Consider the following 22,644-nt stretch of genomic DNA (forward strand, 5'->3'; position numbering starts at 1 on the left):
GGCGATGGAGAGCTTCTTCTCCTCGCTGAAGACCGAACGGATCGCGCGCAAAACCTACCGCACGCGCAATCAGGCAAGGCAGGACGTGTTCGATTACATCGAACGCTTCTACAATCCCACGCGCAGGCACTCGACCTTGGGCTATCTCAGCCCCATGGACTTCGAGAAGCAGGCTCATGTAGCCTAACTTGGTGTCCATGGGACCGGCAGCAGCTCACCCGCAACCAACGATACTTGCAATCACCCTGTCGCTAGAGCGGCAGGGCTTTTTGCGTTTGTTGCAACCCACAGAATACCCGCGAAGTCGCCCTGTACGGCGAAGCGCCGAGCAGGTCGTCGGTACTCACCCGGGCTTCGCCAAGCGCACCGCGCGACGCAAGCAGACCGATGGCATTGGAATGGTTAAAGCGCAGCTCGGGTGTATCCTCGATCGGGATCAGACGTTCGTCTGCGGGGATTTCCAAATTCTGCTGGAAAGCGATCATCTACTCGGTGTCAGACGGCTCAAAATTGAACCGTTTTACCGCAGCCTTGCTTCCAATCGGCGAAGAGCAGCGCCGATCGACCACGGTGAACGGCGGTCAGCACGGAGATGCCTACGGCAGGCGGTCGAGAAAGCCGAGCATCGCTGCTGCAATTTCGGGGGCATGGGTCTCCAGCGCGAAATGGCCAGCCGGGTAGGAATGAACCTCGGTCGATGGGACCAACGTTCGGAAAAGGTCACGTCCTTTGGTTGTGAAGATCGGATCATTATCGCCCCACACGACCAGCGTCGGCAACTGCCTGGCTTTCAGGAACGCCTGCCACGCGGGGTAGAGTTCGACATTGTGCTGGTACTGGTAGAGCAATTCGACCTGGATCCGGTCGTTGCCGGGACGGTCGATTAACGTCTGGTCGAACACCCAGGCGTCCGGGTTGATCCGGTTGGTACGCGTTACGCCCTCGACATATTGGAACTTGGTCGCCTCGGGCGTGAAGGCACCGCGAAAGACCTTTTCGGTTTCGGGTGTGCGGTTCTTCCAGGCCGCCGCGAAGCCACCGACGATCTGCGGGTTCCAGCCTTCCACATTGGCGACCGCATTCTGCACGACCAGGCCGCGCACACGTTCGGGGTGCAGGATGGCGAGGCGAATGCCGACCGGGCCGCCATAATCCTGCATGTAGAGGACATAGCGCGTCAGCCCGATCGTCGCCGTGAGCTCGTCGACGACATTGGCAAGGGTCGGGAAGTCGTAGCGGAAGGCCGCGGCGGATGGCGCGCTTGAATGGCCGAAACCGGGATAATCCGGCGCGATCACATGATATTTTGTAGCCAAAAGCGGGATCAGATCGCGGAACATATGGGAGGAACTCGGAAAACCATGGAGCAGCAGCACGGTTGGTGCCGTGACGGGGCCGGCCTCGCGGTAGAAGATGTCCAGCCCGCGCACCTTGGCAGTATGATACGTGACACCGGGTGCCGTCGCGACCGTAGCGGCGGCGGCCACGCCCGGCGTGTTGGCGAAGCCTGCGGTCGGCAGAAGGGCGGCGGCGACTGCGGCCATAGCAAAATTCTTCATCATCGATCTCACTGACTGGGAAGGCCAAAGGGGCAGGGCGCGTCGCACCGCACCCACCATCTCGCCGATCCCCGCAATGTGCGGTCTTTCGATATCACCATCTATCCACTATTTATGAGAACTGGCCTCCCGAAATATGGAAGAGATCATGGACCGATTCGAGTCGATGGCGGCGTTCGTCGCGACGGTGGAAGATGGAGGATTTTCTGCTGCCGCTCGACGGACCCGCATGCCGCTCGCTACGATCAGTCGAAAGGTCTCCGACTTGGAAAATCTGCTCGGTGTCCGCCTGGTCAACCGGTCGGCGCGGGGGATATCGCTGACCGAAAGCGGCCAGTCCTATTATTCCGAATGCCGCCGCCTACTGGACGAGCTGGCCGAGGCCGAGCGCGCGGCGTCGGGCGAGTATCGCACACCGCGCGGCGAACTGGTCATCACCGCGCCGATCGTGTTCGGGCGCATGCATCTCGTGCCGATCGTGGTGGACTTTCTGCGCGCTTATCCCGAGGTCACCATCAGCCTCAGGCTGACCGACGAGATCGTACATCTCGGTGACGAGCAGGTAGATCTCGCGGTCAGGATCAACCGGCTCCCCGACAGCAGCATGGTCGCGACCACGATCGCGGACATTCGGCATGTCGTATGCGCGAGCCCCGCCTATCTCGCCGAGCGCGGCACTCCGCTGCATCCGGCGGATCTGGCCAGCCATGATTGCGTGTCCGGCAAACTCCTGTCGACACCCGATGGCTGGTCGTTTCGCATCGGCAAGGTCATCAGGCCGTTCCCGATCCGACGTCGCCTCGCCGCGACAACGGCCGAAGCGGCGATCGAGGCGGCTATTGCCGGGGCCGGCCTGGCACGCGCGCTCCACTATCAGGTCGCCGAGGCGGAGAAAGAGGGGCGGTTGGTGACCGTGCTCGGCAGGTTCGAACCCGACCCGACGCCGCTCAGCCTGATCCATTCGAGCGCTCGGCTCGTGCCGCTCAAGCTGCGGGCGTTTCTCGACTTTGCGGGGCCGCGCCTGAAGCAGCGCCTGGCGGACTAGCTTGCCTTAGTCCGCACGAGCGACCGCCTTCCTGCCGCGATACTGGGCCACCTTGTCGCGATTGCCGCACAGCGCCATGGTGCACCAGCGTCTGCGGTTGTTCTTGCCAACATCGTAGAACTGCATGGTGCAGGCCGGGTTGTCGCAGTGGCGCAGTCGCTGATGTTCGTAATTGCCCAGGAACTGCGCGAAATGCCAGGCGACTGCGCTCGCGACCGGCGGCCCGGCGAACTCGACATGCTCGTTCAGCGCGATGGTGTCACCGGTATCAACGATTCGACGCCTGATCGCGGAGTGCTGGATCAGGTGATTTATCGTCGCAATCAGGTCCCCCGGAAGCGGCTTGGACGCCGCGAGCCGGTCGAACGCGTCCGCCAGTTGTGCGCGCAGGTCCTGCAGGGCGGCCGGATCATCGGGCGCGTTTGCGAGGGCAGTTTCGATATTGGCCTGCCTGGCCCAGCGTTCCAACGCCGACGCGTCGCCGATCAGGTCTAGCGCGGTGCCCTTGATGACGGGCGTGGTGTTGACGAAGTCGATCCACAGGCTGCCGCCCAGAAAGGGCATTCCTTCGCGAAATTCTCCCGAAAACGGTTTCTGGTGCATCGGCTCGGTATCCTGTGTCCGCCGCCATGCGGCGACGCAATCCTTGTAACCGATAAAATCGTTCTTGACAGGTGCCTTTTAAAGAGACACCGTTAAATGGTAATTACAACGGTTACAAGGAAAGCCCCCATGACCAAGCCACTCAGTTCCACCGCCGGCGCGCTGCTGGCAACTTCGGCCGCCGCCCTGCTTGCCGCGACCCCACTTCCTGCAGAAGCGGCACCCGCCGCACCCGCATCGACGCAGACCTTCTACCGCACCGCGACGGTCGATGGCCTGAAGGTCTTCTATCGCGAAGCGGGGCGCGTCGACGCGCCGACCATCGTGCTGTTGCACGGCTTTCCGACCTCGTCGCACATGTATCGCGAGCTGATCCCGGCGCTGGCCGACACGTTCCACGTCATCGCGCCTGACTATATCGGCTTCGGTCAGTCTGCCGCGCCGTCGAACACCGAGTTCACCTATAGCTTCGACAGCCTGACCTCTCACGTCACGGGGCTGCTCGATCAGCTGCACCTGACCTCCTATGTGCTTTACATGCAGGATTATGGCGGGCCGATCGGCTTCCGCATTTTCGCCGCGCACCCTGATCGGGTGAAGGGTTTCGTGATCCAGAACGCCAACGGCTATCTCGAAGGCGTCGGCGACATGCCCAAGCAGGTGTTCCTGCCGCTTTGGGCCAAGCGCGACGCAACGACCGAGGCGGCGGCGCGGACCTTCCTCAAGCCCGAGACGACACAGTTCCAGTACAGCTTCGGCGCGAAGGACCCCGAAGCGATCAGTCCGGACAATTGGGTGCATGACCAGGCATTGCTCGATCGGCCGGGCACCGATGCCTATCAGCTTGATCTGCTTTCCGACTACAAGACCAATGTCGCGCGCTACGACAGCTGGCACGCCGCATTCCGGAAGTACCAGCCCAAAACCCTGATCGTGTGGGGCAAGAACGACCCGTTCTTTATCCCGGCCGGTGCCGAGGCGTTCACCAAGGACCTCCCCAAGGCCAAGCTCGTCTGGCTCGACGGTGGCCATTTCGCGCTTGAGGAAAACGTGCCGCTCGTCGCCAGGGAGATCAAGATCGCCTTTGCCGGGCACTGACACCCAACGCTGTCCGGCAAAGCGTTGCCGGTGCGGTTCTGTCTCCCCGTTGGAACCCGCCGGCAACGCACCCCTTGTTCCGGTTCGCCAGCTATTGTCCGGACACACGTTCGGCGCGGGTGGACCGTCAGACGGATCGAAAAAGACATGAGCATCAATCGCGACACCGTCGCGTCCTTTTATGCGGCACTGGCCGCCGGCGATGCCGGAGCCGCGCTGGGCACGATGGCGGAAGACATCAACTGGGTCGGCATGGACGGCTGGCCCTATCGCGCGACCGGCCGCGGTCCGGAGGCGGTTGCCGAAGGCATCCTCGCGCCGATGATGGCCGACTGGGAGCATCTGACGGTGACGCCCGCGAGCATCCTCGACGCGGGCGACGTTGTTGTCGCCACCGGTCGCTATGGCGGCGTTCACCGCAGCACCGGAAAGACGCTCGATGTCGCGTTCGCCCATCTATGGGAGGTTAACGATGGCAAGCTGGCAGGCTTTCGCCAGTTCACCGACACGCTGCTCGTCGATCGGGCGATGCGGTGATGGTTGCGTCTCGCACTGTCATCGTCACCGGCGCGAGCCGCGGCATCGGCCGTGCGACCGCGATCCGTCTGGCGCAGGATTTCGACCTCGTCGTCGCGGTGGCCCGCACCGAAGCCGATCTCGAGGATAGCGCCGCGCACATCCGCGCGGCGGGGGCAAAGGCGCTGCCGATCGTGCAGGACCTGCGGGACCCGAATGCTGCCTCGAACGTGATCGCTGGCACACTCGCGCAATCGGCAACAATCGACGCGATCGTCAACATCGCCGGTGCCGTGCCGCAGGCCGAGTTGCTGGCGATGACCGACGCGCAGTGGGAGGAGGGGCTTGCGCTCAAATTCCATGGCGCGCGCCGTCTTGCCACCGCGGGCTGGCCGCATCTCGCGGCCTCGCGCGGTTCGCTGATCTTCATGTCGGGGGCCACCGCCGAGGCACCCAAAGCGCTGCTCGCCGGGGTCTCCGCGATCAATGCGGCGATCTCCGGCCTGGCCAAGGCCTTTGCCGACCGCGGCATCGCAGACGATGTGCAGGTCAACACCATCCTGCCCGGAGCGGTCATGACCGGTCGGCGCCTGGCGATGATCGAGCATTTTGCCGCAAGCCGTAACCTAGCGTTCAAGGACGCGCTGCAGGTCTATGCCCGCGAAGCCAACATATCGCGGTTCGGCCAGCCCGAGGACATTGCCGCGCTCATCGCCTTTGCGCTGTCGCCGCCGGCCCGCTGGATGACCGGATCGAGCCTGCGGATGGACGGCGGCGAAACCAAATCCCTGTGACCAGCAGAAAGCCAATCATGCCCGACCGCCCGACGTCACCTTCGCTCTCGCGCCGCGACGCTATCGGCGCGCTGGCGTTAGGCGCGGCGATTCTGCCCTCCGCCGCGCGGGCCGCACCGACGACGTTCGTCGATGCGATCGCCTTCGATGGCTTCCCGATCTTCGACCCGCGCCCGGTGGGGGCGCTGGCGAAACGGCTGTTTCCCGATCGCGGCGAGGCGCTTGCACAGCAATGGAACGCCAAGCTGTTCGGTTATGCCTGGCTCTACACCTCCGCCGGGCAATATGCCGGGTTCGATGCGCTCGCGGATGCGTCCCTGCGCTATACTGCGGAGGCGCTGCACCTCACGCTCAGCGACCGTGATCGCAGCGCACTGGTCGCCGCTTATGCCGAGCTCGATCTCTGGCCGGATGTTCGTCCGGCTCTGATGAAGCTGCGCGCTGCCGGTGTTCGGCTCGCGTTTCTGTCGAACCTCAGCGAGGAGACGCTGCGCGCCAACATGGCGCGCGGTGGCATATCCGCGCTGTTCGAACAGGTGCTGAGCACCGACCGTGTCCGCCAGTTCAAGCCCGCCAGGGCGGCCTACGCCATGGCGCTTGACGCGTTCGGCCTGCCCAAGTCGCGGATCGGCTTTGCTGCCTTTGGCGGCTGGGATGCTGCCGGTGCCGCCTGGTTCGGCTATCGGACCGCCTGGGTCAACCGGCTCGGCGTCCCGCGCGAACCGATCGAGCCGGGCCCGGCGATCGTCGCGCCCGGGATGGAAGCGGTGCTGGCCCTTGCCGGTATTGCCTGACCACAATCGCGCGATCGAGCTGAAAGAGCTTGGCTGCGGGTTCCGATCCTGTTGGCTCATACCGGGCCGACCCGGCCAGCGTCGCGCCTTCGCGATCGCCGCGATAAGGCGTCGAAAGGGACGCGGCGAAGTCGTGATCGTAGCGGCCGACTGTCCAGATCTTGGGCGGGTGACGCCGCTCGATATGGCGCAGTCCCGCTTGCTGAAATGCGTTCTCGCCATCGTGCCGCGATAGGTGATCGGCATGCTCCGAAGCGTTCGGAGGAGGGAGGTCTGGACCGGTGGCTAGACGGAGGTCGTCAGATCGGTCAGCCAATCCGGAGAGATGCTGACCACCAGCCCTTCGAACATCCGGTCGCCACCAGTCAAAATCAGCAGGCCGACCAGGACGAGCAGGCCGCCGAGCACGCGCTTGCCGCCTTGTCCGGTGCTCATCAACCGGCCGCGCCAGCGCGACAGGAAACCGCGCGTTGCGGTCGCGATCAGCAGCAGCATTGTCGCAATCCCGGACCCGAAGGCGGCCATTACCAGCGCGACCTCCGTCAGATTCTGGCCTTGCGCGGCGAGCACCGTCGCGGCACCCAGGGTTGGCCCGACGCAGGGGCTCCACACCAGCCCGAGCAAGACGCCGATACCGGCCTGTCCGGCCAGGCCGAAGCGCTCGAGCCCTGACTGCCGCCGCCCCGCCCAATCGGCGAGCGGTGCCGCGACACGCGCAAGCAGGTCCTGCGCCTGCGGCACCAGCAACAGGACACCGATCAGGAGCAGGAGGATAGCGCCTGCCTGGCGCACGATCTCACCGTCGAAACCGGAGGAGGCACCAAGCACCGCGACCGTGAAGCCGACCAGCGTGAACGAGGCAACCAGCCCGAGCGCGAGCGCGAACGGGCCCCATTTATGGCGCTGCGCGGCGCTGCCGATCACGATCGGCACCAGCGGCAGCACGCAGGGTGACAGGATCGTAAGTGTTCCGGCTGCGAAGGCGAGCAGGGGGCTGAGGCCATTTGCCATGGGTCAGCGGCCGGTCGCAGCGAGGAGGTCGGCGATCTTTGCCTTGTCGGTCATGAAGGCGATTCGACCGGTTTCGCGGCGGCCGTGGAACGCGATCAGCGTCGCCTGTTTGGTGACCCCGAAACTGCGCCAGACGTCCTTCTGCGTGTCATAGTTGATGCGAAAGACGATCAGCTTGGGATAGGCTTCCGGCGTCGCGAGGCGCTTGATCGTGCGCGCCTGCGATCCGCAAACCGGGCACCACCAGGCATGGACGTCCAGCAGGATTGGGCGGCCCTGCGCCTGCGCCGCTTCAAAGGCCGCACGGTCGAAATCCGCGAACTCGGCGGCCTGGACCGGCATGGCAGCGAAAAGTGCAACGGGTGCGGCGAGGGCAATGGTGGCAGTGCGAAGGAACGACATAGTGAATCTCCCGGATCGACCCAGCAGGGTCTTCACCTCCCATTCGGTTTGACTGGCGGCCCGGTTACAGCGCAGGTCAGTCGAGCTGGCGTGCCTGCGCGAGCAGTGCGGTGACGGTCGCGGCGAGCAGGAACAGGATCATGGGCCCGCCCTGCGCCAGCACCTCGGCCGCTCCCGCTCCGCGCAGCAACGCCGCGCGCGCGGCGCAAATGAAATGGGTGAGCGGGAAGGCATTGCCGATCCAGCGTGCCCAGGGCGGCAAGGTCTCGAATGGATAGAGAAAGCCCGACAGGAGCATTGCGGGCAAATAGAAGGCGACGGCACCCTGTAATGCCGCGAGCTGGGTTCTCGCCCTGACCGAGATCGCATAGCCGAGCGCGACGTGCGCCGCTGCGAACAGCGGCAGCAACACGACCAGCGCCGCGACGCTGCCGCGCGTCGGCAGGTCGAACAACATGACACCCGCTGCCAGGACCAGCAGGCCCTGTACCGTGCCGATTGCTGCATAGGGCAGGAGCTTGCCGAGAAAGGTCTGGGCGGGGCCTATCGGCAGGCCGAGCAGCCCCTCCCAGCTGCCGGATTCGCGGTCGCGTGCGAGGCTCAGGCTGCCGAGCATGACCATCGCGATCATCACCGTCACGCCAATCAGCGCGGGCAGGAAGGTCCAGTCGGCGCGCCCGCCGGGGTTGTAGAGCCGCTCGACGGCGATACCGGGGCCGCTATCGGCGGCCTCAGCGCGCTCGGCCAGCCCGCGCCAATAGCCGCCCTCGATCCGCGCGACCGCAGCATTGGTCAACGCGGCATTCGTTCCGTCGACGACAATGCGCAACGGCCGCTGGATCTGGGTGGGGTTGGCGAACGAGCGGAGCGCGGGCACTTCGATGCCGATCAGCGCCCGTCCGGCGCGCACTGCCGCTTCGGCGGAGCCGGGACTGGACGACCCGGTGATGACGGTCAGCCCCGGCAGGCGGTGCAGCGCGCGGGCCGCGTCAGCGGCATTGGCGGGCGTTGGCGCAGCGATCGCGACGCTGACGCTCGTCGCGGTCGGGCGGATCGCATAGCCGAACAGCAGCACCTGCAGCGCCGGCACCAGGACCAGCAAGGTGAAGGTCGTACGCGAGCGCACCAGCCGCAACACCTCGACACGGGCGACCGCCGCGATCCGTCCGAGCGCGATCACTGATCGTCTCCGGGGGCGAGCGCGGCGACCGCTGCCTCCAGCGTTGCGGCTCCACTTTTTTCGATCAACTCCGACGGCGCGATCGGGCCCTCCACCTGGCCGTCCCGGTAGTGCAGGATCATGGGGCAGCGCTCGGCCTCGGCCAGGTCGTGCGTCGCGATGACGACGCCGTGGCCGCGTCCGGCCAGTTCGATCAGCCAGCGCCAGATATCGGTGCGGGTGACGACATCGAGACCGGCGGTTGGCTCGTCGAGCAGCAACAGCGGTGGTGCGTGAAGCATCGTCGCGGCGAATTGCACGCGCCGGCCCCAGCCGCCGGAAAGGCGCTCGAACCGCGTTGCGAGGACAGGGGCGAGGCCCCAGCGCGCCGCCGCCGTTTCGACGTGCCCTTTCGCATCGAGCAGCCCATGGACATCGGCCCGAAACCGCAGGTTCTCGGCGACGGACAGCTCGGGGTAGAGCGAAAGCCGTTGCGGCATATAGCCGATCCGCGCGCGGCGCGCGGTGCCAGGGTGCCGGATGTCGTCGCCGACGATGGTGCCGCTGCCAAGGTCCGGCCGGAGCAGTCCGGCGAACATCCGCAGCGTCGTCGTCTTGCCGCCGCCATTGGCACCGACCAGACCGACGATCGCGCCCGGCATCAGGCGCAGCGTCACATCGCGCACCACCGTGCGTGACCCGTAGCTTTTTGCGAGGCCGGCGACGTGGATCAGCGGTTCAGCCATGCTCATAGACAAAGCCGCCATGCATATATTTGGTCGCCTCGGCCCCAAGGATCAGCGCGCGCGTGCCGCTGGCAGGGCGAGCCTCGCGAAGCTCGGCGAGCGCAAGCCAGATCGCCGCCGAACCGGTATTGCCCAGCCGGTCGGCGTTCACGAAGAAGCGCTCGACGGGCAGTCCGAAATGCGTGGCGCTGTGTGCGCCAATCCGGCCGCTCACCTGATGTGGAATGATCGTGTCGACGGCGTCGAGCGCGACGCCGTGCGCGGCCGCAGCGTCCCGGCCAGCATCGAACAGCAGCGCGCCCGACGAAAGGATCGCGGCGAAATCATGATCGAACTCGCGGCCGCCCGCGCTGCGCATCTGCAGGCCCGGCGCACGGCCGAGCCCAAGCGCGCCGAACCATGCGGCCGCGACGCTGTCGCCGGTGCTCGTCGCCGGCCCAAGGATGATCGCGCCGGCACCGTCGCCCATCTGCACCATGTTGACCAATTGCCCCGAATCTTTCGCGACCCGGCCGGGGTCGAAGAACAGCGAGCCGGTCTCCGATCCGACGATCGCCACCGGCCGGGCCTCTGGTGCCGCCAGCAGACCGAATGCGATCATCAGGGCGTTGGCAAAGCCCGTACAGGCCTGGCGCAATTCGAGATGCGGACCGCGATAGTTCAGCCGATCCGCGACAAAGGCGATGTTGCCCGGCAGCGGCTGGACGGGGGTCGCGGTATGACCGATCAGATACCCGATATCATCGATCGCTAGGTTTGCCTCCGACAGCGCCCGGGCGATCGCAGCAGCCGCGAGGTCGGGATTGGCCTGGCCGGGGCGGGCGGCCTCGGTCGCGGCAGTGAAATCGCGGCAGACATGACGAGTGTTGATGCCCATGCGCCGCGCTACCGCCAGCGCCTCGCGGCGGCGCGGAAGGTCGAACCGCGCTGCGATCCGGTCGAGCAGCTGATCGGTCGATACCGCCTGGTCGGGCAAGGCATGGCCTGTGCCAAGCACCGCGACTCTTCCGCGCGACAGCCAAGTTCGATCCTGGGGTGTCGGCGCGGTCATGCCACGAGCAGGCCATCCGGCAGCCGTCTGATGTCGCGGTCGAGCGACACGGGATCGACTTGCATATCCGCAAAGGCGTCGCGGGCGAGCAGCAGGATATCGGCCAGCCCGTCGCGCGCCGCCGCGGCGGCGTTTCGCAGCGCCCGAGCCGATCCCGTTTCGAGCGCGAGCCTGCGCGCCACGCGCACATGGCGCGCTTCGTCGCGGTGGATGCGCCGCAGGACCGAAGCGACCTGGGGGTCGGCAGCGATCGGCCCGCCGGTTCGCAGCAGTCGGCCGAACATCGTACAGACGGCGGCGTCGAGCGCCGCGATCCGGGCGAGATGCAGTGCGGTGCCGCCGCGGACCAGCCCGATATGAAATCGACGAGCCGCTTCGATCTGGAACGCATCCTGCCTTGCCTCGGGCAGGCCGCGCTCCAGGTGTCGGATCAGCATGTCATGCAGGCGTTCCTCCTCGGCGATGGCACGAAGGGCGGGCGCGGCGCGATCATCCCCGGCGTGGCATGTGGCAAGGCCGTCAAAGGCCATACCGGCCGCTTCTTCGCCGCATCCAAGGAGTGGAAGCAGTGCCGCGAGGGCTGCGGCCGAGCGGGCGTCGAGCGCGACCCGCAGAGATGGAGAAGCGGGTTGCTCGAGACGACGCGCGACGTTGAAGCAGCGCGGCCGGCTTGCGCCGCCACTCCCCGGAGTATCGTTCACATCGCGGTCCTTCGCCCGACCTACCTTGGGTCTCGCCGTCTAGTTCGCCCGTTGCGGCTGATCGGTTACAGGAACCGAAAAGGGCCGCGTCACGGTAGCTCGGCGGTCCGTCCGGGGGGATCGGGCTTGGCGCGACGTCAGGGACGGTCAGACTGGCGGAGGGCTATTTGCTGGCATCGAAGGTGCCCGCTTTTACCGCGATAGGTTTGGCCGTCGGGTAGAACTGGACGAACGTCGTCTCGACTGCGGCGTGCTGCTGGTGACAGACATAGCAGCTCGCCGAGGTGGGGAGCACTTTCGCGGGCTTGTCGCCCTCCGCTTCGAAGAACCCCCAACCGGTTGGAAAACGTTTCGCGTCGCGGATGTGAAACTCGAGATAGGCGCGCTGTTCGGTCTGGAACTGCCCCGTCCGGTTGATCGAGCCGTTGGTCGCGCCGCGGCGGCCTTCCTTCACGAAGATGGTGCCCTGCGGCCAGTGTCCGGTCGCCTTGAACACACGCCAGGAGGCCGGGTCGACAAAGACATTGTCGAACGTATCGTGCCCGGCGATCGGCTCGTCACCATAGTTCATGTTCAACCCCGATGTCAGGAAGATCCAGTCGCGATAGTCGGCCGGGACCACAAGCTCGCCAGCACCGTTATAGCGGGGCACGTCGCTTGCGTTCGCGGCACCAATGAGCAGCAGTGGTGTCAGCAGCTTGAGTGCGCGTATCATGGTCATGGTCCTGTTCTATCGTTGGCTGGAGCGGTTGGCGGGATTCCTGTTCGGTTGCGTTGTCATGGAGAGTTCGTCCGGCGTGTGGCCGCAATGAGCGCCGCCAAGGCATCTGTCAGCATTTCCTTGATGGTCGGGCGGCATGGCGCTGCGTTCGGCAGCGGGATCGTGACCGACGCCTTCTCGACGACCTGCGCCGACATGGTCGACAGGATTTCGCGCAGTGCGGCATCGGCATGGTGCGCGCGCGGTGCGGCGTTCAACACCGCGACTGGCATAGCCGCGAAAGCCTCGCACGAAACCAGCCAGTCGAGCGCATTTTTCATGACGCCGCTGACCCCATGGGCATATTCGGGGCTGGCGATGATCAGCGCATCGGCTGCCGCGACCCGGCCCCGGAACGCCGTGACTGCCTGTGGTGGGGGCGACTCCAGATCGGGATTGAACAGCGGCAGTGTTTCCAGCGACACGATTTCGACGGCGACGCCGACGGGCGCGCGTGCCGCGATCTCTCGAAGGAGCGCTGCGTTGACCGACTGCCTGCGAAGGCTGCCCGACAAGGCGACAATGCGTATTGGCCGGACCATCAGCCCGCGCCGACCAGGCGGGGATGTCCCTCTGGCCGTGGGAGCGGGGCGATCCACAGGAAGCGGCGGTCGCTCGCTGCGATCGGCATGTCGTTCACAGATGTCTCGCGGCGGCGCATCAGGCCATCATATTTGCCGGTGAAGGTCCAGCGGTCCTTGACCAGGCGATATTCCGTCGCGCGAACCTTGAGCCGCGCGGGCTCTCGGGTGAAGGGTGGCAGCGGCGCGCGGGGAAGCTCGACGGTCATAGAGAATCTCCACGGGCAGCGGGCGCGTCGCGCAGCACCGGATGCCGTCGGCGGGCAGGGGCGTTGGGGAAGCCCGCCGACGGCAAGGGGATCAGGCGGCTTGCGCGGCGAGGACGACGGGGAAGTCGATGTCGGTCTCAGCCACGTTGTTGATATAGTTGGTCAGCACATTGAGCGCGACCGACGCGACGATCTCGATCACTTGCGCCTCACTAAAGCCGACAAGGCGGACAGCAGCGATGTCGGCTTCGCTGACCTTGCCGCGCGCGGCGAGGACCTGACGGGCGAACACGATCGCGGCATCGGCCTTCGCGTCACCCGAATGGCCGGCGCGGTTGAGCGCGATCTCGGCTTCGTCGATCTTGGCGAGGTTCAGCCCGAGATAGGTGTGCGCCGACAGGCAATAGTCGCAACCATTGGCCTGGGCGACGGCGATGGCGATCCGTTCGCGCGTCTTGGCATCGAGCGTGCGGCCCAGTGCGGCGTTGAGGCCAAGATAGCCTTCGAGTGTGGCGGGGCTGGTGGCGACGAGGCGGAACAGGTTGGGGACGACGCCGAGTTGCTTCTCGACGGCGTCGAGCAGCGGTTGCGCTGCGGCGGGGGCATCTTCACGGGCGGGGATGGCGAGGCGGGACATCGAAACTTCTCCGGGCTGGCGGCTGGATGCCGCTTGCCCATTGAAGATGTCATTCCTGAGTGATTGTGATAATCTGTTCATTATACAATTCACTCATGCGGATATCGGGATAATCGCGGGGCGGCTGGAAGAGCTGCGCACCTTCGTCGCGGTCGCCGACTGGCGAGCTTCGCCAAGGCTGCGCACCACATACGGTATCGCCGACTGCGGCGAGCCGGGCGGTGGCGGGTCACCTTTCACCTTCGGGCGGCGGCACATCCTGCCGTTGGTGAACCGCCCGTCATCCCGACGTGCGCGTTTCGCTGACGCTGATCGACCGGGTTCGGCTGCGAACTTCCGGCGCTCCTGCAACGGGACAAGGGCCTGACGCACCTCTTTCGCGAGGTGCATGAGCAGGCGGCCTGGCTGCCGCTGGGGCGGATCACGCTTCATGGGCTCGCTGCGATCTTTCACCATGTGGTCGCGACGATGTGCTGCAGTCGATGCTGCCCTGGAAGCAGGCGTCGTGGGCAGAATCGCACTTTTTGGTCGATTTCAGGGAATAAACGAAGGCGATCTCCCGTCTTGCTCTCCGACCCCCCAATTGGAGTGCTGCACATGGACCTCTTCGACACGCCGGCCGATCGCCGTGATGCCCTCAGGTGCATGGCATGGGCAGGGACCGGCGCGCTCTGGGCGATGTCCGGCGGTGTCGCCTCGAGCACGATGCTCGTCGGCAAGGGGACGCGCGCCGACGTTGTTCCGAGCTTCACCTTCCTGCAGCTTAGCGACAGCCATGTCGGGTTCGCCAAGCCCGCCAATCCCGATGCGCGCGCGACCTACCGCGAGGCCGTCTCCAAGGTGATCGCGATGCCGGAAAAGCCCGACTTCATCATCCATACCGGTGACATCACCCAATTGTCGCGCGACCAGGAGTTCGACGATGCCGACCAGATCCTGAAGGAAGCCGGCATCCAGACCTTTCATGTGCCTGGCGAGCACGACATGCTCGACGAAGGCAATGGCAAGGCGTTCCTCGCCCGCTATGGTAAGGGTAGCAAAGGGGCGGGCTGGTTCAGCTTCGACCATAAGGGTGTCCATTTTGTCGGGCTGGTCAATGTTGCCGACCTGAAGCCGGGCGGGGCAGGGCGGCTCGGTGCCGAGCAGATTGCGTGGCTGGCCAAAGACCTGGCCGGTCATGCGTCCTCGACCCCAATCGTGATCTTCGCGCATATTCCGCTATGGATGCTCTATGCCGAATGGGGCTGGGGCACCGATGACGCCGCCCAGGCGCTGACCCATTTGCGCCGCTTCGGCTCGGTCACGATCCTCAACGGCCATATCCACCAGATCGCCCAGAAGGTGGAAGGCACGATGATCTTCCATACCGCGCGCTCGACTGCCTTTCCGCAACCGATGCCGGCGACTGCGCCATCGCCCGGCCCGCAAGTCGTGCCGGCGGGGCAGCTGCGCGGTCTGCTCGGCATTACCGAGGCGACGTTCAAGCGCGGCGAGCATCCGATCGCGCTCGTCGACACTACGCTTTCTGCCTGATCCCGGAGATTATCCTTATGGTCCGTTATTCTATCGTCCTGCTTGCCGCGCTCGCCGGTGCCGTCGCCACGCCTGTTGCCAGCCGCCCCGTGGCGGCCCAGGCAGCCGCAGCCGCGCCGATGGTTCATATCTCGAACTTCACCTTCGGGCCCCAGGTGCTGAAGGTGAAGGTCGGTCAGACCGTCACCTGGGTGAATGACGACGACATCCCGCACACCGTCGTGTCGGGCACGAACCTGTTCAAGTCCAAGGTCCTCGACACGGGTGACAGGTTCAGCTTCACCTTCACCAGGGCGGGTGCCTATGGCTATTTCTGCTCGCTCCATCCGCATATGACGGGCAAGGTTCTTGTCTCGGCTTGAGGGAGGCGCGCGGATGCGCGGTGGCGTGGCGTGATGGGCGGGCGCGGCAGCATTTTTCGGCCCCGGCTCGTCCCAGGCGGACGGGCGCGGGCGGAGGGTGCCGCCGCGCCCGAAGATGCCCGGCGTTTTCGCGAGGTCATGCTGCCGCATCTCGATGCGGCCTATAGCCTCGCGCGCTACCTTGCCGCCGACGCGACGGCGGCCGAGGACATCGTCCAGGAAGCCTTTCTCAACGCTTTTCGGGCGTTCGGAACCTATCAGGGCGGATCGGCCAAGGCATGGCTGTTCGCGATCGTCCGCAATTGCTGGCGCGACCGGGCGAGCGCCGAACTCGGCCGCAGCCGGGTGCTGGTGGACCATGCCGGCTTGACCGAGGGCCAAGCGGCGGCACTCGACAATTATCCCGATGACGGGGAATCGCCTGAAGCTGCTGTGCTCCGTCAGGAGGAGGTCGAGAATGTCCGTACCGTTATCGCCGCCATCCCGGAGCCGTTCCGGGAGGCGCTCGTGCTGCGTGAAATGGAGCAGATGTCGTACCGGGAGATTGCCACAGTGACCGAGGTTCCGATCGGGACCGTAATGTCCCGCCTGGCGCGGGCGCGCGACATGCTGGCGACGTTGCTGCTGCCCCAGCCGGACGCGCAGCGGGAGGAACGCGCATGACCGGGTGCGAGGATCGGCTGCTCCAGCTTCACGCGCTGCTCGACGGTGAACTGGATGCGGTGAACAGCGTCGCGATCGAGGCGCATTTGAAGAGTTGCGTCGGCTGTGCCGAGGCCTTCGCCCGACTGGAAGCGGTGCACGCCCAAATCAGCGACCCCGCATTGCAGCTCCAGGCCCCCGCGTCGCTGCGCGCGCGGATCGAGGCCGACATCGCCGCCGAGCGTCCCGGGCGTGTGCTGGGTAGCATGCCGCGCCGCAGCCGCTCAGCCGGTCCGTGGCTGGCCGGCGGTGCATTCAGCGCGATGGCGGCAAGCCTGGCACTGTTGGTCGCGGTGCCGCAGCTTACGACGGGAACGATCCAGGACCAGCTGGTCGCGAGTCATGTGCGCTCCTTGCTGGCGAACCACCTGACCGATGTCGCGACCTCGAACCGTCATGTCGTGAAACCCTGGTTCAACGGGCGGATCGATTTCGCACCGCCGGTGCCCGAACTGGCAGCGCAGGGCTTCCCGCTGGTCGGCGGGCGACTGGACTATCTCGATGGCCGGGTCGTCCCGGCGATCGTCTATCGTCGGCGGTTGCACACCATCAATCTGTTCGTGATTCCCGCAGGCACCTTCTCGTCGCCGGTCGGGATTGCGACGCGGCGCGAGGGCTATAGTCTGGTGCGCTGGACGAGCGGCGGACTCGAATTCTGGGCGGTGTCGGACATCGATCCGGGCGACCTCGAACTGTTCCACCACGCCTTTGCGCGTGCGGCATCATGATCGGAGGTCCGGTGCCAGTTGGCGGTCAGTATCGTGACGTCGCGTGCAGGGCGGTGCTGCTCGCGAATGACCGGAAATGCCCCAAAGGTCCACCGTGAACCGCGATGGCGTTCGTCCAAAGCTCGTGCTGCGCGGAATTAGACCTATCTGTAAGCGCATCGCGGGAGCTGAACCGATTACGTATACTTTTCGATAAGTGCGGTGATGCGCTGCTTGCGGCGCACTACCTCGTCGAGGGTAAAGCCAAGATCCTGCGCCTGGTGTATGAAGGTGAGTGTTTCCAGGATGTCTGAGCTGTAGTTCCGGTAGCCATTTTCGCCTCTTACCGCGAGGGGGATCAGCCCGCGCCGCCGGAGAGAGATTCCTCGCGACTGCTGGTCATTTCATGAGCGTCGCCCAGATGGCACAGATCTTGAGGGACCACCTTGGCCACGCGGCCCACGCCGTATCGACACGCCAATTGCCCAATTGGCTATTGAGAGCGGTCGCCCTCTTCGATCCCGAAGTGAGGAGCTTGTTGCCCGAGCTTGGAAAAAGAAAAGATGCGACCGCTGCTAAGGCACAGCACCTGCTCGGTTGGAACCCTCGCCCCCCTGAAGAGGCGATCATCGCGACTGCTACCAGTCTGGCGGAACTCAACTTGCTTAAATCCCGCTAGGTCAGTTCTTCAAGCGGAGTCCCGCGGGGCGACTTCCTATGGTTTGGTGTCGAATTTTCCCCGCAGCCTAATCGGTCAGACCAGCCGTATCGCGCACCGGCAGCGCGGCAGCGCATCACCTCGATCGCATCAACCTCAGTGAAATCATCCCAGCGTCGAGACCAAAATCCTCCGGTCTCTGAACCCTGAAACTGTCCCATGAGACCTAACGTCGAACAAAAGATGCGCAAAAAGTGAAACGTTTCACAAAGGCGTCATACTGCGATGCGACAGCGCGGTACCGAATCGGAAAAAAGGGGGACAAACATGGCTTTCAAGAAAATATCCGGAGCCGTAGGGGCCCGGGTGGCCAGCGGCGCGCTCGTTGCCATCCTGTGCGCGCAAGAGGCGCATGCGCAGCGCACGGAGCCCCCGGGCACCACACCAGCCGAGGTCGCCGCAGCAGATGGGAGCGACATCGTCGTGACCGGGCAAAAGCTCGGCGCGGGCAAGGCGCGCGCGACGTTTGAGCTTGACCGTACCGACATCGCCGACCGTCCGTTGGGCGCGGACATCACCCAAAGCCTGGCCAAAGTGCCGGGCGTCAAGGTTTCGACCGGCGACGCCCGAGGCGGCTCGTTCTCGTTCGAACTGTTCTTGCGCGGTCTTAACAAGGAACAGATCGGCCTGACGCTGGACGGTATTCCGACTGGCGATGCGCGGTTCAACGGCGGGTCGCCGCCACAACGCTTCATCGATTCGAGCAACATCGGCAGCATCGTCGTGTCGCAGAGCGCGGGGGACATCGGCGCGCCATCACGCTTCGCGCTCGGCGGTTTCATCGATTTTCGTACCGAGGAGCCGGCCCGCGACTTCGGCGTGACGGCGGAAGGGGGCGTCGGCAGTTTCGACTATAATCGCGCCTCGCTGCGGATCGACACCGGCAATCTTCCAGGCGGTGTCGCCATGTATGGCAGCTTCTCGCACCAGCGGAATGCTGTGTGGGCGGGGCCGAATGCGCGACATTCCAATCGCGACCATGGCGAGTTCAAAGCGGTCAAGACGTTCGACAACGGTTCGTTCCTGAAGGCTCGGGTGTCATATAACAGCCAGTTCGACAACGACTTCAACATCGTGACGCTGGCGCAGTTCAACGCGAATCCGAAGAGCGATTTCCTCAACGATACGCTGACCGGCATTCCCAATCAGGATTTGAACTATGGCGGCACCTTCGGCGGGGCGCGCCGCGATTTCCTCGCCTATCTCAACGGCAAGTTCGTCCTTGCCGAACATGTGACCCTTGCCATCAACCCCTATTACCAGACGCTCGACGGCTATTCGCTAAGCTATCAGAACCGTCATCGTCAGCTTGTCGGCGCGGACCCGTATGCGGTGCTGGGGTATACCGCGAGCGGCGGCGCTGTGCGCCCGGCGCTGGCAACGACGTCCAATCCGAACGTGGTCGGTGGCCCGGCCGACATGCGCGTCACGCCGCGCAAGCGCGAACGCTACGGCAGCACAGCGGAGCTCACGATCGCTGACCTGGTGCCGCGCAATAGCGTCCGCATTGGCGGCTGGTTCGATGGCGGCACGTCGTCGGAGGAACGCGACTTCTATCCGATCATCCCCTCCACCACGCAGCTCGCGTGGAAGGGCGGTTTGCCATCCTATGTGCTCTACAATCGGTCGACGTCGATCACGACGCTCGAATTTTACGGTCAGGATTCCTTCCAGCTTGTACCGGGCGTGCTTCGCCTCGATGCCGGCGTAACGTGGTACCATGTCCGATATAAAGCGCAGTCGCCGCTGGAATATTCGGCGAAGCTCGATTTTTCGCAGAATTCACCAGTTCAGCCAAAGGTCGCGTTCAGCCTCACACCGCTTGCCCACCTCGAAATCTTCGGCGGTTTCGCTCGCAATTTCTCGGGCATTCCGGAGGATGCTTTTCTCGGCTCGACCGCCGTCATCCAGCCCGGCGACCTCAAGCCGCTGCAGTCGAGCAACATCGACGGTGGCGTGCGCTATACCGCTAGGCACGTGGCGCTGTCCGTACAGGCGTTTCATGTCCATCTGAAAAACGGCGTGGGAATCGTGCCCAACGATCCCACCGTCACCGACCCGATCGACATTCAGCGCGGAAACCTCGCCACGCGCGCCGCGAGCATCCTGGGGCAGACCACCAACGGCGTCGAGGTCGCGGCACTTGCGACTTTCCCGTGGATCGACGCCTATGCGACCTATTCTTACCAGCAGGCAAAATATGATGACGCCGCAATCGGGTCGCGCGACCGGCTCAATCTTGCCTCGGTCGGGATCATCGCGGGGAGCGATGTCCGCGATATCCCGCGCAACAGCGCCTATGGTGAACTGACGCTGAAGCCCTTTGCGAGGGTGCGGCTGCAGGCCAATATCAAATATATCAGCAGCCGGGTGGGGGGCGACATCATCGCGCCGACCACCTTTCAGGAAGTCGCGATCGACCGCATCCCGGGTTACACGCTGGTCGGCGCAATGGCCCGCTATGACCTGCCGCAGATCGGCGCGCTGAAGAATGCCTCGATCCAACTCAACGTCGATAACGTGTTCGACGTCGGCTATATCGCCTCGGTCACCAGCGCGACCGCGACGGCGACCGAAACCGGTTTGCCCGGACGGTCGCTTGGCCGCTACTTCATCGGTGCGCCGCGCACCGTGACGGCCTCCTTCAGAGTGAGGTTCTAAGGGTGCCGAGCGGGCGCTCAGCAGCGATGGCGCTTTTCGCGATGAATCTCATGTCGACCGGGGCTGACATGTGTCACGCTCGGTCGGCAGCGGCCGCGCGGATTGTTGCGACCGCCGATGTACCGTCAGGTGCGGGCGACGGGCATGTCGGGGGCATTTCGGGTCTGGACTATGACCAGAGGCAGCGCGCGTGGCTGATGATCAGCGATGACAAGTCAGAACATGCGCCGGCGCGTGCTTACCGCCTGCGTCTGCGGCTCGCAGGGGATCGGCAACTGGCAGTCGACCATATTACGCCGGTGACCCTTCGGAGTGAAGCTGCGCGCGCTTACCCTCAGCCGGGCCATGGGAGCGAAGCGGTCGACCCGGAGGCCATCCGATTCACGCCGGATGGCAAAGACTTCCTTTGGTCAAGCGAGGGCGACGCCGCCGATGGCTTCGGTGCCAGCGTTAAGACAAGCGGACGCGATGGCCGCGTCCGCGCTCTTGTCACCTTGCCTGGCAATCTGCAAAACCGAGGGCGTCCCAACCGAACCGTCGAAGGTTTGAGCTTTGCTCCTGACGGCGCGCTTTGGGTCGCGATGGAGGCCCCATTGCGCGGAGACGGGCCGGTAGCCGATGCTGATCATGCGGCGGTCGTCAGGTTCACGCGGCTTCGCGCGGGGCGACCGCCTCAGCAATTCGCGTATCGGGTCGACCCGGTCGTTCGCGCGGTCGCGCATCGACTGTCCGACAATGGCGTGAGCGAAATTCTCGCCTTGGACGCTGAGCGCCTGCTCATTCTGGAGCGATCCGGCGAGCAGCAGGATGATGGAACGTTTCGTTTTCATTGCCGCCTCTATCTCGCGGATTTCGGTGGCGCGCCCGACGTTGCTGACGTGGCATTTCTCGATACGGCACAGCCGACCTCGCCAAAACGGCTGCTCGTGGACTTTGACGCGCTTTCGCCGGAGGCGTCGGGCAATCTCGAGGGGATGGCATGGTGGCCAGGTACCACTTCGTCCAGGCACAACCGCAAGCTCGTCCTGGTCACCGATAACAATTTCGACGATCGCGTCGTGACCCGCTTCGTCCTCATCGATCTGCCCGCTCACCTGCTTGCGCGCGATCCTCGGCGACTTGTGGATCGATTTCGATAAACGTACCCAAGGCTGTGCCAGGTTGGAGGGAATAATAACCGCAATGGGGGACGCGAAGCGGGCAAGACCACCGACGCTGAAGGATCTCGCGCGCGAAGCCGGTGTCTCGCTCACCAGCGCGTCTTATGCCATTAATGGAACCGGCTCCGTAGGTCCGAAGACCCGCGCGCATATTCTCGATGTCGCAAAACGCATCGGCTTTCGCCTCAACCTGAGCGCGAAATCGATGAAGTCGGGCCGCTCCGGCATGTTGGCGCTGGTCATTCCGGATCTCGGCAATCCGTTCTTCGCGGCGCTGGTCCAGGCGGTTTTTCGCGAGGCCCGCGCGGCGGGGTATCAAATCTATATGACCAACACCGAAGGATCTGAAGAGATCGAGGCGGAAGCGCTGGCGATGGCGGTCGGGTTGCGCGTCGACGGCCTCATATGGTTTTCGATACGAGACAAGGACACGTCGGACGGCATCCTGTCCAATACGCCGACGGTCGTGCTCGATCGCTCGGTCCCTGGATATGACACCGTGAGTGTGGACTATCTGGAGGCGGGGCGTCTTGCCGGGCAGTATCTTCTGGAACGCGGCCATCGCCGGATCGGGATTGTGTCCGGCCCTCTCGATATCGCCAGCATGCGGGACCGCTGCGCGGGTGTGGTCGAGGCCTTTCAAAAGGGCGGGGAGATCGTCTTCAACCTGGAGAACAGCTTTTCGCTCGACCTCGAACCGATCGTCAAATCGCGACTGATCGAGGACCGCCCGACGGCTATCTTCGCGGGGGCGGACATTATCGCGATCGGCGTCATTCGGTTCGCACAGACCCTGGGTCTGTCGGTGCCTGCCGATCTGTCTGTGCTGGGGTTCGATGATATCGATCTCGCCAGCCTGACACAGCCCCAGCTATCAACTTGCGAAATCCCGATCGAACACCTCGCCGGACGCGCCTTGCAAACGCTCGTTGCTCGAATCAAGGGTCGGGACGATGCCATCCAGTCGTTGCTGGTGGAATCCCGCGTAATCGAGCGAGAGTCCGTTGCTCGCCTGCTGCCGTTGCTTTCCGTCGAAGCTTAACAACAACATTATGCCGCCGCGGACATCATCGATGCGGCAGAGTAACTTGCAATCCAACGCCTTCGGAAGCCTGGAGTGGTTTAATCTGCGACA

At 64.6% G+C, this 22,644-nt stretch carries 27 protein-coding genes; 13 read left to right on the top strand and 14 right to left on the bottom strand.

Annotation, left to right across the window (positions count from 1 at the left end; all coding sequences use genetic code 11):
- The coding region (locus ACP7BY_RS08480; protein ID WP_426288010.1) for an IS3 family transposase at nucleotides 1-187 on the top strand (187 nt) is incomplete at its 5' end.
- 64 nt (nucleotides 188-251) lie between these two features.
- Here the strand turns inward: ACP7BY_RS08480 and ACP7BY_RS08485 are convergent.
- Together ACP7BY_RS08485 and ACP7BY_RS08490 are read right to left on the bottom strand one after the other, a co-directional pair.
- The gene (locus ACP7BY_RS08485) at nucleotides 252-485 is read right to left on the bottom strand and encodes a hypothetical protein (RefSeq protein ID WP_212742083.1); all 234 of its coding nucleotides are present in this window, start codon (nucleotides 483-485) and stop codon (nucleotides 252-254) included.
- 111 nt (nucleotides 486-596) lie between these two features.
- On the bottom strand, nucleotides 597-1,544 hold the full coding sequence (locus ACP7BY_RS08490; RefSeq protein WP_249340798.1) for an alpha/beta fold hydrolase: 948 nt from the start codon (nucleotides 1,542-1,544) through the stop codon (nucleotides 597-599).
- 163 nt (nucleotides 1,545-1,707) lie between these two features.
- Between ACP7BY_RS08490 and ACP7BY_RS08495 the strand changes: the two genes are divergently transcribed.
- Nucleotides 1,708-2,604 carry a LysR family transcriptional regulator gene (locus tag ACP7BY_RS08495; RefSeq protein WP_033963494.1) on the top strand — a complete coding sequence of 299 codons (897 nt, stop codon included), beginning with the start codon at nucleotides 1,708-1,710 and terminating at the stop codon, nucleotides 2,602-2,604.
- A 6-nt stretch (nucleotides 2,605-2,610) separates the two neighbouring features.
- Here ACP7BY_RS08495 and ACP7BY_RS08500 read toward each other — a convergent pair whose 3' ends face one another.
- Complete coding sequence (locus tag ACP7BY_RS08500) at nucleotides 2,611-3,168, bottom strand: CGNR zinc finger domain-containing protein (RefSeq protein ID WP_052192039.1); 558 nt, start codon at nucleotides 3,166-3,168, stop codon at nucleotides 2,611-2,613.
- 168 nt (nucleotides 3,169-3,336) lie between these two features.
- Between ACP7BY_RS08500 and ACP7BY_RS08505 the strand changes: the two genes are divergently transcribed.
- From ACP7BY_RS08505 to ACP7BY_RS08520, 4 genes are all read left to right on the top strand, one after another.
- Nucleotides 3,337-4,305, top strand: coding sequence for an alpha/beta fold hydrolase (locus ACP7BY_RS08505; protein ID WP_033963445.1), 969 nt, complete (start codon nucleotides 3,337-3,339; stop codon nucleotides 4,303-4,305).
- Between the two features lie 147 nt (nucleotides 4,306-4,452).
- Nucleotides 4,453-4,842, top strand: coding sequence for a nuclear transport factor 2 family protein (locus tag ACP7BY_RS08510; protein ID WP_033963446.1), 390 nt, complete (start codon nucleotides 4,453-4,455; stop codon nucleotides 4,840-4,842).
- Nucleotides 4,842-5,615, top strand: coding sequence for an SDR family oxidoreductase (locus ACP7BY_RS08515; RefSeq protein ID WP_033963447.1), 774 nt, complete (start codon nucleotides 4,842-4,844; stop codon nucleotides 5,613-5,615). Before ACP7BY_RS08510 ends, ACP7BY_RS08515 begins: the two co-directional genes overlap by 1 nt.
- A gap of 17 nt (nucleotides 5,616-5,632) precedes the next feature.
- Entirely contained in the window at nucleotides 5,633-6,409 is a 777-nt protein-coding gene (locus tag ACP7BY_RS08520; protein ID WP_033963497.1) for a haloacid dehalogenase type II, read from the top strand.
- Between the two features lie 285 nt (nucleotides 6,410-6,694).
- Here ACP7BY_RS08520 and ACP7BY_RS08525 read toward each other — a convergent pair whose 3' ends face one another.
- The 10 genes from ACP7BY_RS08525 to ACP7BY_RS08570 form a co-directional block, all read right to left on the bottom strand.
- The gene (locus ACP7BY_RS08525) at nucleotides 6,695-7,420 is read right to left on the bottom strand and encodes a cytochrome c biogenesis CcdA family protein (protein ID WP_033963449.1); all 726 of its coding nucleotides are present in this window, start codon (nucleotides 7,418-7,420) and stop codon (nucleotides 6,695-6,697) included.
- A 3-nt stretch (nucleotides 7,421-7,423) separates the two neighbouring features.
- Nucleotides 7,424-7,822 (bottom strand): thioredoxin family protein, encoded by a 399-nt coding sequence (locus ACP7BY_RS08530; protein WP_033963451.1) that lies wholly within the window; start codon nucleotides 7,820-7,822, stop codon nucleotides 7,424-7,426.
- Between the two features lie 76 nt (nucleotides 7,823-7,898).
- Nucleotides 7,899-9,002 (bottom strand): ABC transporter permease, encoded by a 1,104-nt coding sequence (locus ACP7BY_RS08535; RefSeq protein WP_249340797.1) that lies wholly within the window; start codon nucleotides 9,000-9,002, stop codon nucleotides 7,899-7,901.
- The gene (locus tag ACP7BY_RS08540) at nucleotides 8,999-9,733 is read right to left on the bottom strand and encodes an ABC transporter ATP-binding protein (RefSeq protein WP_137902399.1); all 735 of its coding nucleotides are present in this window, start codon (nucleotides 9,731-9,733) and stop codon (nucleotides 8,999-9,001) included. The genes ACP7BY_RS08535 and ACP7BY_RS08540 overlap by 4 nt, the downstream gene beginning before the upstream one ends.
- Nucleotides 9,720-10,778, bottom strand: coding sequence for a 3-oxoacyl-ACP synthase III family protein (locus tag ACP7BY_RS08545; protein ID WP_033963453.1), 1,059 nt, complete (start codon nucleotides 10,776-10,778; stop codon nucleotides 9,720-9,722). The genes ACP7BY_RS08540 and ACP7BY_RS08545 overlap by 14 nt, the downstream gene beginning before the upstream one ends.
- Entirely contained in the window at nucleotides 10,775-11,308 is a 534-nt protein-coding gene (locus tag ACP7BY_RS08550) for a hypothetical protein (RefSeq protein ID WP_052192042.1), read from the bottom strand. The genes ACP7BY_RS08545 and ACP7BY_RS08550 overlap by 4 nt, the downstream gene beginning before the upstream one ends.
- Before the next feature lie 334 nt (nucleotides 11,309-11,642).
- Nucleotides 11,643-12,194, bottom strand: coding sequence for a cytochrome P460 family protein (locus ACP7BY_RS08555; protein ID WP_033963503.1), 552 nt, complete (start codon nucleotides 12,192-12,194; stop codon nucleotides 11,643-11,645).
- A gap of 62 nt (nucleotides 12,195-12,256) precedes the next feature.
- A complete protein-coding gene (locus tag ACP7BY_RS08560) occupies nucleotides 12,257-12,781 on the bottom strand; it encodes an NADPH-dependent FMN reductase (protein WP_171010447.1) in 525 nt (174 codons plus the stop codon).
- A complete protein-coding gene (locus ACP7BY_RS08565) occupies nucleotides 12,781-13,029 on the bottom strand; it encodes a DUF1348 family protein (RefSeq protein WP_033963455.1) in 249 nt (82 codons plus the stop codon). The genes ACP7BY_RS08560 and ACP7BY_RS08565 overlap by 1 nt, the downstream gene beginning before the upstream one ends.
- 91 nt (nucleotides 13,030-13,120) lie before the next feature.
- Nucleotides 13,121-13,666 carry a carboxymuconolactone decarboxylase family protein gene (locus ACP7BY_RS08570; protein ID WP_033963375.1) on the bottom strand — a complete coding sequence of 182 codons (546 nt, stop codon included), beginning with the start codon at nucleotides 13,664-13,666 and terminating at the stop codon, nucleotides 13,121-13,123.
- A gap of 597 nt (nucleotides 13,667-14,263) precedes the next feature.
- Between ACP7BY_RS08570 and ACP7BY_RS08575 the strand changes: the two genes are divergently transcribed.
- Genes ACP7BY_RS08575 through ACP7BY_RS08590 form a run of 4 tightly spaced genes read left to right on the top strand, consistent with a single transcriptional unit; the run spans nucleotide 14,264 to nucleotide 16,991 of the window.
- Complete coding sequence (locus ACP7BY_RS08575) at nucleotides 14,264-15,199, top strand: metallophosphoesterase family protein (protein WP_033963376.1); 936 nt, start codon at nucleotides 14,264-14,266, stop codon at nucleotides 15,197-15,199.
- Nucleotides 15,200-15,216: 17 nt separating this feature from the next.
- The gene (locus ACP7BY_RS08580) at nucleotides 15,217-15,561 is read left to right on the top strand and encodes a cupredoxin domain-containing protein (protein WP_033963377.1); all 345 of its coding nucleotides are present in this window, start codon (nucleotides 15,217-15,219) and stop codon (nucleotides 15,559-15,561) included.
- A gap of 33 nt (nucleotides 15,562-15,594) precedes the next feature.
- Entirely contained in the window at nucleotides 15,595-16,224 is a 630-nt protein-coding gene (locus tag ACP7BY_RS08585) for a sigma-70 family RNA polymerase sigma factor (RefSeq protein WP_212742081.1), read from the top strand.
- Nucleotides 16,221-16,991, top strand: coding sequence for an anti-sigma factor family protein (locus ACP7BY_RS08590; protein ID WP_033963379.1), 771 nt, complete (start codon nucleotides 16,221-16,223; stop codon nucleotides 16,989-16,991). Before ACP7BY_RS08585 ends, ACP7BY_RS08590 begins: the two co-directional genes overlap by 4 nt.
- A 176-nt stretch (nucleotides 16,992-17,167) precedes the next feature.
- Here ACP7BY_RS08590 and ACP7BY_RS08595 read toward each other — a convergent pair whose 3' ends face one another.
- On the bottom strand, nucleotides 17,168-17,353 hold the full coding sequence (locus ACP7BY_RS08595; protein WP_081988593.1) for a MerR family transcriptional regulator: 186 nt from the start codon (nucleotides 17,351-17,353) through the stop codon (nucleotides 17,168-17,170).
- A gap of 602 nt (nucleotides 17,354-17,955) precedes the next feature.
- Here ACP7BY_RS08595 and ACP7BY_RS08600 point away from each other — a divergent pair.
- The 3 genes from ACP7BY_RS08600 to ACP7BY_RS08610 are packed head-to-tail and all read left to right on the top strand — an operon-like array spanning nucleotide 17,956 to nucleotide 22,551.
- On the top strand, nucleotides 17,956-20,349 hold the full coding sequence (locus ACP7BY_RS08600) for a TonB-dependent receptor (RefSeq protein WP_249340796.1): 2,394 nt from the start codon (nucleotides 17,956-17,958) through the stop codon (nucleotides 20,347-20,349).
- 26 nt (nucleotides 20,350-20,375) lie between these two features.
- Nucleotides 20,376-21,488: an esterase-like activity of phytase family protein gene (locus ACP7BY_RS08605; protein WP_126849158.1), complete on the top strand. Its 1,113-nt coding sequence runs from the start codon at nucleotides 20,376-20,378 to the stop codon at nucleotides 21,486-21,488.
- A gap of 43 nt (nucleotides 21,489-21,531) precedes the next feature.
- The gene (locus ACP7BY_RS08610; RefSeq protein WP_137902397.1) at nucleotides 21,532-22,551 is read left to right on the top strand and encodes a LacI family DNA-binding transcriptional regulator; all 1,020 of its coding nucleotides are present in this window, start codon (nucleotides 21,532-21,534) and stop codon (nucleotides 22,549-22,551) included.
- Nucleotides 22,552-22,644: the final 93 nt, after the last annotated feature.

The organism is Sphingomonas sp. PSPC2-2 (genome assembly GCF_049897725.1).
In the GTDB taxonomy this organism is placed as follows: domain Bacteria; phylum Pseudomonadota; class Alphaproteobacteria; order Sphingomonadales; family Sphingomonadaceae; genus Sphingomonas.

What these genes read in the sequence shown, in the direction of transcription:
- ACP7BY_RS08485 (WP_212742083.1), bottom strand. Translation starts at nt 485, where the DNA reads ATGATCGCTTTCCAGCAGAATTTGGAAATCCCCGCAGACGAACGTCTG.
- ACP7BY_RS08490 (WP_249340798.1), bottom strand. Translation starts at nt 1,544, where the DNA reads ATGGCCGCAGTCGCCGCCGCCCTTCTGCCGACCGCAGGCTTCGCCAAC.
- ACP7BY_RS08495 (WP_033963494.1), top strand. Translation starts at nt 1,708, where the DNA reads ATGGACCGATTCGAGTCGATGGCGGCGTTCGTCGCGACGGTGGAAGAT.
- ACP7BY_RS08500 (WP_052192039.1), bottom strand. Translation starts at nt 3,168, where the DNA reads ATGCCCTTTCTGGGCGGCAGCCTGTGGATCGACTTCGTCAACACCACG.
- ACP7BY_RS08505 (WP_033963445.1), top strand. Translation starts at nt 3,337, where the DNA reads ATGACCAAGCCACTCAGTTCCACCGCCGGCGCGCTGCTGGCAACTTCG.
- ACP7BY_RS08510 (WP_033963446.1), top strand. Translation starts at nt 4,453, where the DNA reads ATGAGCATCAATCGCGACACCGTCGCGTCCTTTTATGCGGCACTGGCC.
- ACP7BY_RS08515 (WP_033963447.1), top strand. Translation starts at nt 4,842, where the DNA reads ATGGTTGCGTCTCGCACTGTCATCGTCACCGGCGCGAGCCGCGGCATC.
- ACP7BY_RS08520 (WP_033963497.1), top strand. Translation starts at nt 5,633, where the DNA reads ATGCCCGACCGCCCGACGTCACCTTCGCTCTCGCGCCGCGACGCTATC.
- ACP7BY_RS08525 (WP_033963449.1), bottom strand. Translation starts at nt 7,420, where the DNA reads ATGGCAAATGGCCTCAGCCCCCTGCTCGCCTTCGCAGCCGGAACACTT.
- ACP7BY_RS08530 (WP_033963451.1), bottom strand. Translation starts at nt 7,822, where the DNA reads ATGTCGTTCCTTCGCACTGCCACCATTGCCCTCGCCGCACCCGTTGCA.
- ACP7BY_RS08540 (WP_137902399.1), bottom strand. Translation starts at nt 9,733, where the DNA reads ATGAGCATGGCTGAACCGCTGATCCACGTCGCCGGCCTCGCAAAAAGC.
- ACP7BY_RS08545 (WP_033963453.1), bottom strand. Translation starts at nt 10,778, where the DNA reads ATGACCGCGCCGACACCCCAGGATCGAACTTGGCTGTCGCGCGGAAGA.
- ACP7BY_RS08550 (WP_052192042.1), bottom strand. Translation starts at nt 11,308, where the DNA reads ATGGCCTTTGACGGCCTTGCCACATGCCACGCCGGGGATGATCGCGCC.
- ACP7BY_RS08555 (WP_033963503.1), bottom strand. Translation starts at nt 12,194, where the DNA reads ATGATACGCGCACTCAAGCTGCTGACACCACTGCTGCTCATTGGTGCC.
- ACP7BY_RS08560 (WP_171010447.1), bottom strand. Translation starts at nt 12,781, where the DNA reads ATGGTCCGGCCAATACGCATTGTCGCCTTGTCGGGCAGCCTTCGCAGG.
- ACP7BY_RS08565 (WP_033963455.1), bottom strand. Translation starts at nt 13,029, where the DNA reads ATGACCGTCGAGCTTCCCCGCGCGCCGCTGCCACCCTTCACCCGAGAG.
- ACP7BY_RS08570 (WP_033963375.1), bottom strand. Translation starts at nt 13,666, where the DNA reads ATGTCCCGCCTCGCCATCCCCGCCCGTGAAGATGCCCCCGCCGCAGCG.
- ACP7BY_RS08575 (WP_033963376.1), top strand. Translation starts at nt 14,264, where the DNA reads ATGGACCTCTTCGACACGCCGGCCGATCGCCGTGATGCCCTCAGGTGC.
- ACP7BY_RS08580 (WP_033963377.1), top strand. Translation starts at nt 15,217, where the DNA reads ATGGTCCGTTATTCTATCGTCCTGCTTGCCGCGCTCGCCGGTGCCGTC.
- ACP7BY_RS08585 (WP_212742081.1), top strand. Translation starts at nt 15,595, where the DNA reads ATGGGCGGGCGCGGCAGCATTTTTCGGCCCCGGCTCGTCCCAGGCGGA.
- ACP7BY_RS08590 (WP_033963379.1), top strand. Translation starts at nt 16,221, where the DNA reads ATGACCGGGTGCGAGGATCGGCTGCTCCAGCTTCACGCGCTGCTCGAC.
- ACP7BY_RS08600 (WP_249340796.1), top strand. Translation starts at nt 17,956, where the DNA reads ATGGCTTTCAAGAAAATATCCGGAGCCGTAGGGGCCCGGGTGGCCAGC.
- ACP7BY_RS08605 (WP_126849158.1), top strand. Translation starts at nt 20,376, where the DNA reads ATGGCGCTTTTCGCGATGAATCTCATGTCGACCGGGGCTGACATGTGT.
- ACP7BY_RS08610 (WP_137902397.1), top strand. Translation starts at nt 21,532, where the DNA reads ATGGGGGACGCGAAGCGGGCAAGACCACCGACGCTGAAGGATCTCGCG.